Genomic DNA, 8,509 nt, shown 5'->3' with positions numbered 1-8,509 from the left:
GAGGTCCATTCGGCCACCACAGGTACCTTTAATCTTTCAGGTAGTACCACCACCGGCGGCGCCTTCTCCCTCACTACGCCACAGAGCAGCAAGTTCTCTTTGGGCGAGAAGGTGGACGTCCAGCTCACCGATACCGCCTCGGGCTGCGCGGCGGCATTTACCATCGACAAGCCGGCCTACTCCTACACAGTGCAGTAGCGTACGGGTCGGCCATGAAAGCGGAGAGATTGAAGATAGAAGGATTGAAGGTAGATGGATTGTAAAGTAGAAAGAGAGGTCAATATCATGGAAAAATACACGCGGCAAACGGAAAAGACAAGAGACGAGAGGGGTGCGGCCCTGGTGATCGCGCTCTTCATCATCACGGTCCTGACCGTCCTGGGCCTACTCACACTCAACACCTCCATCGTGGAGGTCAAGATGGCCGCCAACCAGAAGATCTCCAGCCAGGCTTTCTACGCGGCCGACGCGGGTCTCGAGAGGGGCCTTTCGAACCTCATCCAGGATTTCGAAAACGACAGCGGCGCCGGCAGTCCCTGGGGCAACAGCACCTACGCTGTGGCCGGAACCGTCACCGAGACCGCCAACAACGGGTCCACGGCCTTCGATGTAAACGTCCGCTCCATGGACATGTACCTGAACAGCCCGGCCGTCAAGCGCCTCAACTTCACCGGAGGCACCAGTGTTGGAAAGGGCTCGTACCAGCTTTACCTCTACAAGGTCAGCCCCACGGAGGTCTACCTCATGTCCTACGCCACCGGCCTTGGCGGAGTGGCGGCAGTAGAGTATCATCTCAAGGTGGAGGACCTGTCCCCCTACAACAACGCCATCTTCACCGGCGCGGGGATCACGGGACATTTCCGGGGGTCCGTGGACCTGGCGGGCAGCATCTATTCAAGGGGAAACATGAACGCGTCCGGATCCCTCGGTTTCTACAACAACTATGCCGACGCTCATAATGGGCTGGGCGGCTTGAGCGGTCTCCTTCCTCCGGTGACCGACCTGGACGCGAAGATCCGGGTCAAGGGTGGTGACTTCACCTTGGGCGGGTCCGCTTCGGTCGGTACATCCAGCGCCAACGGGGCCTACTCGAACATCAACGTGGACGGAACCATGACCTGGGGATCGCAGACCAGCTACTACGACGAGTTTTCGTCCGAAGTGCCCGACGTTCCCATGCCCACCATCCTGGATGGGCTGACCGGGGAGTTCGGCAGTGCCTTCATCAGCAACTGCATCGCTTCAGAGGGTTACGGAGGCAGCGACTCCAACATCGCCCGGGAGATTTACGAGGACTGGGCAACGGGTACCGGCTGCTTTTCAACCTCGGATTCCGTCGGGGTAGTCATAAACTCCGACGTGACCATATCAAGATCCACGGCCTCCTTCTCCAACGTGGACGCATACGGCAATGGACTCTCCTGGGATGAACCCTCAAAGATCCTGACCATCCAGGGCAACGTGGTCATAAACGGGGCACTGTCACTGGGCAGCGGCGGAGGGTGCGGACACGGTGGAGGGATGATGGGAGGAGGTGGAGGGATGGAATACATCGCAGTGGGCCCGGCGTCCTCCACCACCGGCAGCGACCCGGAGGCGGGAGCCACCCTCTTCGTGCGTGACTCGACGACTATAAGCAGAGACTTCAAGGCCCTGGGAGGATACCTGAAAGGGGGAACCAATACGAACAGCCTGGGCGTGGTGACTCCGGCCGACATCACCTTCACCGGCCGTTCCGGTGATGCCTACACGGGGTTTTACTACGCCGCGACCCAGATCAATTTCAATAAGCAAGCCAAATTCGGCGGCACGGTCATCGGCGGGGTGGTTAACTTCGCCCAGGTCCCGGACATGTTTCAGGTCCCCGCGCTGAAGAATTACCTCCCCCCGGGCATTCCCGGCGGACACAATGTCCTCTCCTTTACAGACAGGGATTGGAAGAGGGTGTATTAGAGGTAGGGTCCAGAGTCCAGAGGGTGGAAGGAGCAGTCAGGATATGGGTAACAAACATATAAGCCAGAGATGAAACCTGAAACGAAAAATTCCCCGGGAGAGATCCCGGGGAATTTTTCGTGAGAGTATATATGAGGATCTGTCGGACGATACGAAAAAACGTACCGATTTACACTTGCCAACAGTGTGAGGTGTTTTGGTGTTTTATACAATTAGTTGTGTTAAAAGGATGGGTTAAGTACAAAATATTGTGGTTTTCGTTGAAGGGATAGCCGTAACTTACCATAAAAGAAGATTTTTTTAAAAAAAATACTTGACAAACCATATTTTGTTTTTCATAGTTTATACAAATTTTAGTAAGTTTGCATATATTTAAAAGAATTTGTCGGTTTTTGAAACTGTTTTCCATCTGTGATGGGTCGGGAAAAAGTCCATCAGCTAACCGTGGACGGTTTAGCCCCGGGCTGGGGTAGAGGTTGTCAATAGTTATGATCGAGGAAAGATATGGAACAGGCGAAGAAAGGTCGACAGAGGGACAGCAGGGACAATAACGTCCGGAAGCTGAGAGAGGCTATGATGATCTCCAGGGCGGAACTTGCCCGGCGTGCGGAGGTGTCGATCCCGACGGTGGACCGGATTGAAAAGGGACTGCCCTGCCGCATGGATACAAAGAGGAAGATTATCATCGCTCTTGGGATGAGCCTTGATGAGAGAACCAAGGTTTTCCTCGATTAGGGGAGGTTTGTATGGCGCTGTTTGGGGGTTCCAAAAATCTGGCCGGACTGGATATCGGTTCCAGTTCCATAAAGGTTGTCCAGCTCAAGGAAACGGGGAAGGGGTACCGCCTTGTCAATCTAGGGGTCCGGGCCCTCCCCCAGGAGGCCATCGTTGACGGGGCCATCATGGACGCCGGCGTCATCAGCGATACCATCAGGGAGATGGTGCGCGACATCAAGCTGAAGGTTAAGGACGTGGCCGTATCCGTATCAGGGCACTCGGTGATCATCAAGAAGATCAAGGTCCAGGATATGACGGAGGAGGAACTGGAAAGAAACATCCAGTTTGAGGCCGAACAGTACGTTCCTTTCGACGCCTCCGAGGTAAATATGGATTTCGTCATCCTCGGCCCCTCCCGGGATGAAGGTAAGATGGACGTTCTCCTGGTGGTGGTTAAGAAGGACGTCATCAACGACCTCGTCAATGTTGTCAGGGATGCCGGCCTCAACCCGGTGGTAGCGGACGTGGACGCCTTTGCCCTGGAGAATATGTACGAGACGAATTATGTGCTTCCGCCGGAGGAAGTAGTCGCCCTCGTGAACGTGGGCGCATCTACAACCAACATCAACATCATAAAGGATGGGGTGTCCATCTTCACGCGGGATATCTCCGTTGGGGGGAACCAGTTTACCGAGGCAATCCAGAAGCAGCTGCAGGTCAGCTTTGATGAGGCCGACCAGTTAAAAAGGGGGGAGACCGTCGGTGAAAAAGGTCCCGCTGAGGTCAAGCCTATCCTGGGGGTTATCTCGGACAACCTGGGGCAGGAGGTCCAGCGGTCCTTGGACTTCTTCAACTCGTCCAACCCGGAGATCAAGATCGGCCGGGTTTCCCTCTGCGGGGGAGGGGCCAAGGTTTCGGGCATCGTCCAGTCTATTGAGCAGAGGCTTGGGGTGCAGGTTGAGATGATTAACCCTGTTGAGAGCATTACCTTCCAGAAGAAGAAGTTCGACCCGGCGTATATTGAGGAGGTCGGTCCCATGCTCAGTATCGGACTCGGGCTGGCCATCAGAAAGGCGCATGACCGATGATTAAGATAAATCTTCTTCCGGTTAGAGAGGAGCGTCGGGCACTGAGCGCCCGGCAGCAGCAGCTTTTTTTCTTTCTGCTGCTTATCCTGGTTTTCATCGGGATCTATTACTGGAATTCGTCCACCAACAGGAAGATCAGCAATACCCGTGCTGATCTTTCCCGTGTGGATTCAGAGATCGCCCGGCTTTCCAAGGTGGTTAAACAGGTTGAGAAGTTCAAGGCCGACAAAAAGGTCCTTCAGGAAAAGATAAGGGTGATCGGTCAGCTCAGGATGAACAGACAGCTTCAGGTTCACGTTATGGATGAGCTCAACAGGGCGCTGCCTCCGCAGGTCTGGCTTCTCTTCGTACAGGAACGGGGAGACAATCTGACGATCCGGGGAAAATCCATGACTCCCGATGATATAGCGAATTTCATGAGAAACCTGGACAAATCGGAGTACTTCAGTGATGTGGAGTTGGACGTAACCACCCAACAGGATATGAAACTCGGGGACCGGAAGATCAGGGTCAACGATTTTTCCATCCGCTGCAAGATCGCCAATGGGCAGAATCAGGCATAGGTAAGCCTGGGGCAGGAAGGAGAAGGAAATGGCTATAGATGCCGAAACCGTCGCCAACCTATCGCCGGCGAGAAAGGCACTGCTGATTCTGGTGGTCGCCGGGGTTATTGTGGGCCTCTATTGGTACTCTTTTTACCGGGGCAAGGCTGAGGTGTATAACAGGCTTAAGACTGAATACAGCAACAAACAGGCGAAGCTCAACGAGAATCAGGCCATCGCCAGGAATTTGCCGAGGTTCAAGGAGGAGGTGGAGAAGCTCAACCTTCAATTGACCAGGGTTGTCCAGGAACTGCCTAACAAGCGGGAGATTCCCAACCTGCTTGAGACGCTCAGCAATCTCGGATCCATCAATGGGCTGCAGGTCGTCTATGTAAAACCCATGAGCGATGTGAACAGGGACTTTTTCGCTGAGGTTCCCATCCAGATCAAGGTCAAGGGAGGCTATCACGAGTTGGGGATGTTTCTCGACGCCGTGAGTAAACTCCCCAGGATTATCAACGTTGGAAATATCACCATGGGGCATCCGATGGAGGACGAAGAAACGGGCTCGATGATTCTGGATATCAGTGCCCTTGCTACCACCTACCGATACATTGAGAAGGGGGGTTGATCCATGCGATCCGTTCGGCATGGTACTCGCGCCTGCTTCGCAGTGTTGTCACTTGTGGTTCTAATGGCCTTCGGAACCGTGGCGTGTCAGAAGTCCACTCCTCCGCCGAGCACCAAGGTTCCGGTGACCGTTAAGCCGCATAAGAAAACCGCCGCGGTGCCGGTGGCAAAGGAGGGAAAAACGGAAGGAGCGGGTGTGTTTGTTTACAACCCCGCCGGTCTCAGGGACCCGTTCGTTTCCCTTGTCAAGGTGCGTAAGTTGAAAAATTCCGTCCCGGAAGAGCAGCTGACCCCACTTCAGCGGGTTTCCCTTTCCGACCTGAAGGTCGACGGAATTGTCATTATGGGCAAGAAGGTCATGGCTCAGATTATTGCCCCGGACGGAAAGCCATATATCGTAACCGTTGGAACCCCTATTGGACAAAACAGGGGAAAGGTTACAAGGATCACATCCGAGAATATTGTTGTTCAGGAAGAATTTGAGGATTATCTGGGCCGTAAGATTACTCAGGAAACGGTCCTCCGTCTCCACGAGAAAAAAGGGGAGAGTTTGTGATGAAAAGTGTGATCAAAAAGCTTCCGTGGGCCATGCTGGCCTTAACGCTGGTGATCGCAGGCTGCGCCGGCCAGGCCGGCCAGATGAAGAAGTCCGTGGAAAAGGCGGCGGTGGCCAGGATTCTCTCCGTGACCGGGGAGGATCTTCCGGACAGGGTCCGTTTGACCATTGACGGTTCGGCTCCCCTGACATACACGGTATTCAGGCTTTCCGAACCGCTCAGACTTATCGTCGATCTTGCCGATACCGACGTTACCCAACTGGGTGATAAAATAGACGTTTCCCTGGGCAACGTGACCAGCGTTGTTCCCGAACAGTTTGATGAGAAAGCCGGACGCATCGGTCGCCTTGAAATCGGACTCTCCGAACTGTGGGATTATGAGACGTCGCGTGTCGATAACCAGATCATCATCGATTTCATGAAACCTGTTACCGTGTCCGAGCCGGAGATCGCCCCGGCCCAAGCCGCTGTGGCAGTGACTCCGGAGGAACCGGTCGAATCCCCCTCGACCGGGATGCCCCAGTCGGGCGCGCCGGAGGTGGTGGAACTGACCGTGCCCGAGGAGACGACCCCAGTAGAGACAACGGCTGTAGCTCCAGTGCCCGAGCAGCCAGCCCTGGAACCGGCGACTGTCGTCAATAAGGTTCTTTTCTATGAGGAGGATGGCCATTTCAGTATGGAACTTGTCGGGAATGGCTCCCTGAAAAAATATGATGCCTTGAACCTCACAGGTCCTGCACGGCTTGTTGTGGACGTCTGGGGAGTCAGCAAGGGATTCAAGCCGCGGGTTATCCCCGTGGAGATGTCCGGAGTAGCCAGGATCCGGGTGGGTGAACACGCAAAAGAGGGAAAACTGCGCTTCGTGCTTGACCTTGAGGCCGAGACGGTGCCTCCCTACGTGTTTGAGGTCCGAGATGATCGGCTGATTGTCACACTTGGCGTAGAAGGGCCCAGTGAGATTGCGGTGAAGGGGGTTCCTGAACCTGTGCAACAGGCTCCAGAGGCCGCTCCGGCGCCCGCTGTGGAACAGGCCGCAGAGGCTGCCTCGGCACTCGCTGTGGAACAGGCCGCAGAGGCCGTCCCGGTACAGACCCCGGAAGCTGCTCCTGCACCACCCGTTGTGGAACAGGCCCCGGAGGCTGCTCCTGCACTCGCTGTGGAACAGGCCCCAGAGGCCGTTGTGGCGCAGCAGGCCGCACCTGAGCCCGAACCTGTTCCCTCGACGACGAACGTTAAACAGGCCGAACCCGGTCCTGCCATATCTGATATCCGCTACCGGACCGAAGAGGGTGGCGGCGCCGTCCTGATTATTGCCGACTCTCCGGTTAAATATTCGGTTTCCCAGCCGGATTCCCGCCATCTGATCGTGGATCTGGACAAAGCCGATCTTCCCACCCGGCTCGTCAGGAGCCAGGATACGAGGGATATCGGAGGTCCCCTGCTGGCGCTCAGTTCCTTTAATCCAAAGGGAGCAGATGGGGCGAGGGTCAGCCTGACATACGAGGAAGGGACCCAGTTTCAGGTGGAACAGAATGGAATTACTTTGACGGTTATTCTGGCTTCGCCTGTCCAGGAGCAGCCGGCTGAGGTCGCTCCTGTCGAGATTTCCGCCCCGGCGGCGGCTCAGCCGGCGATGGAGGAAAAGCCGGCTAAAGCCGAGGCGCAGGTTGCTCCCCAGAAAGCTCCAGGCGCTGCCGAGCAGATAGTTGAAGCTAAGGAGGCACCGAAATATACGGGGGATTTGATGACCCTGGATTTCAAGAATGCGGATGTTCTCAATGTCCTGAGGCTTATCGCTGAGGTCAGCGGGCTTAACATCATAACCGGTGACAATGTCGGCGGCAAAATCAGCATGAGGATGGTCAACGTTCCATGGGACCAGGCGCTTGACGTGATTCTAAAGACAAAAGGCCTTGGGCAGATCCGCGAGGGCAACGTTATCAGGATCGCCCCTGTCGTCCAGATCGAAAAAGAACGTAATGCCGCACTGACGGCAAAAAAGGCCCAGGAACAGGTGGAAGAACTGCTCCTGAAGATTGTCCCCCTGAGTTATGCCAAGGCTGGAGATGTTGTCGGCCAACTGACCCCGTTTCTCGGTCCCAGGGGCAGTATCAATACGGATTCCAGGACCAACTCCCTTATCGTCAAGGACGTGAAGGGAAACGTTAAAAAGATTGAGGACCTTGTCGCCGAGTTGGACATACCTACCCCACAGGTCCGTATCGAGGCGAGGATCGTCATCGTGGATGAATCATGGTCCAGAAACCTCGGTATCAAGTGGGGCGGCCATGCCGCTACCGGCGGGGGAACCGAAATATTCGGTAACGCGGGAGTGAGCGATGCGTCCTACGGCGGTGGGGATTTTGCGGTCAATCTACCTGCATCCAACCCGACGTCTGTCCTGGGCGTGTCCTTCGGTTCGGTGGGAAGCTTTACAAATCTCGACCTGAGGCTCAGCGCCATGGAGCAGGCCAACAAGGGCAAGATTATTTCAAGCCCGACCCTTATGGTTATTCAGAACCAGGAAGCGTCCATAGAGGTCAACAACCCATTCCCTGAGAATCGGACCTCCACCAGCGTGGGCGCCGATGGGGCTACAACCACCACATCGGTATCCTTCTCCGACATCTGGACGAAACTCAAAATTACACCGCAGGTGACGAGCAACGATGATATTTTCATGAATGTAGCTGTTGAAAAGGATAGCAAGGGGCAGCAGGCCACCTTTGAGAACAACACCTACACCGGCGTAAACTCCCATAAGCTCGAAACCAAGATCATCGTGAAAAACAATGGGACCGCCGTAATCGGCGGGGTGTACACAGAGAATAAACAGGACGGCAAAAGCAGCGTTCCTTTTCTATCCAAGCTTCCTCTCCTGGGCAATCTTTTCAAAAGTACCGCCAAAGAAAAGACCAAGGAAGAGCTGCTCATCTTTATCAACGCGTCCATAGTCAAGAAATAGGGGTCGGAGACCCCCCGACACTTCCAGGGAGGCGATGATACCCGGCAAAAAGCGCAT

General features: G+C 55.1%; 8 protein-coding genes. All 8 read left to right on the top strand.

What is annotated here, in order from left to right:
• Positions 1–198: hypothetical protein (locus tag GXP52_07515; protein NOY87129.1), on the top strand; the 198-nt coding region annotated here is incomplete at its 5' end.
• A 54-nt stretch (positions 199–252) separates the two neighbouring features.
• The gene (locus GXP52_07510; GenBank protein NOY87128.1) at positions 253–1,953 is read left to right on the top strand and encodes a hypothetical protein; all 1,701 of its coding nucleotides are present in this window, start codon (positions 253–255) and stop codon (positions 1,951–1,953) included.
• 504 nt (positions 1,954–2,457) lie between these two features.
• Positions 2,458–2,688, top strand: coding sequence for a helix-turn-helix transcriptional regulator (locus GXP52_07505; GenBank protein NOY87127.1), 231 nt, complete (start codon positions 2,458–2,460; stop codon positions 2,686–2,688).
• A gap of 11 nt (positions 2,689–2,699) precedes the next feature.
• Positions 2,700–3,758, top strand: a complete 1,059-nt coding sequence (gene pilM / locus GXP52_07500) for a type IV pilus assembly protein PilM (GenBank protein NOY87126.1) — start codon at positions 2,700–2,702, stop codon at positions 3,756–3,758.
• On the top strand, positions 3,755–4,321 hold the full coding sequence (locus GXP52_07495; GenBank protein ID NOY87125.1) for a hypothetical protein: 567 nt from the start codon (positions 3,755–3,757) through the stop codon (positions 4,319–4,321). Before pilM ends, GXP52_07495 begins: the two co-directional genes overlap by 4 nt.
• Positions 4,322–4,349: 28 nt before the next feature.
• Entirely contained in the window at positions 4,350–4,931 is a 582-nt protein-coding gene (gene pilO / locus GXP52_07490; protein ID NOY87124.1) for a type 4a pilus biogenesis protein PilO, read from the top strand.
• A 3-nt stretch (positions 4,932–4,934) separates the two neighbouring features.
• On the top strand, positions 4,935–5,486 hold the full coding sequence (locus GXP52_07485) for a pilus assembly protein PilP (GenBank protein ID NOY87123.1): 552 nt from the start codon (positions 4,935–4,937) through the stop codon (positions 5,484–5,486).
• Entirely contained in the window at positions 5,486–8,452 is a 2,967-nt protein-coding gene (pilQ, locus tag GXP52_07480; protein NOY87122.1) for a type IV pilus secretin PilQ, read from the top strand. Before GXP52_07485 ends, pilQ begins: the two co-directional genes overlap by 1 nt.
• The last annotated feature ends 57 nt before the right edge of the window (positions 8,453–8,509 follow it).

It is taken from the genome of Deltaproteobacteria bacterium (assembly GCA_013151915.1).
Lineage (GTDB): Bacteria > BMS3Abin14 > BMS3Abin14 > BMS3Abin14 > BMS3Abin14 > BMS3ABIN14.
This window is presented reverse-complemented; position numbering and strand designations above follow the sequence as displayed.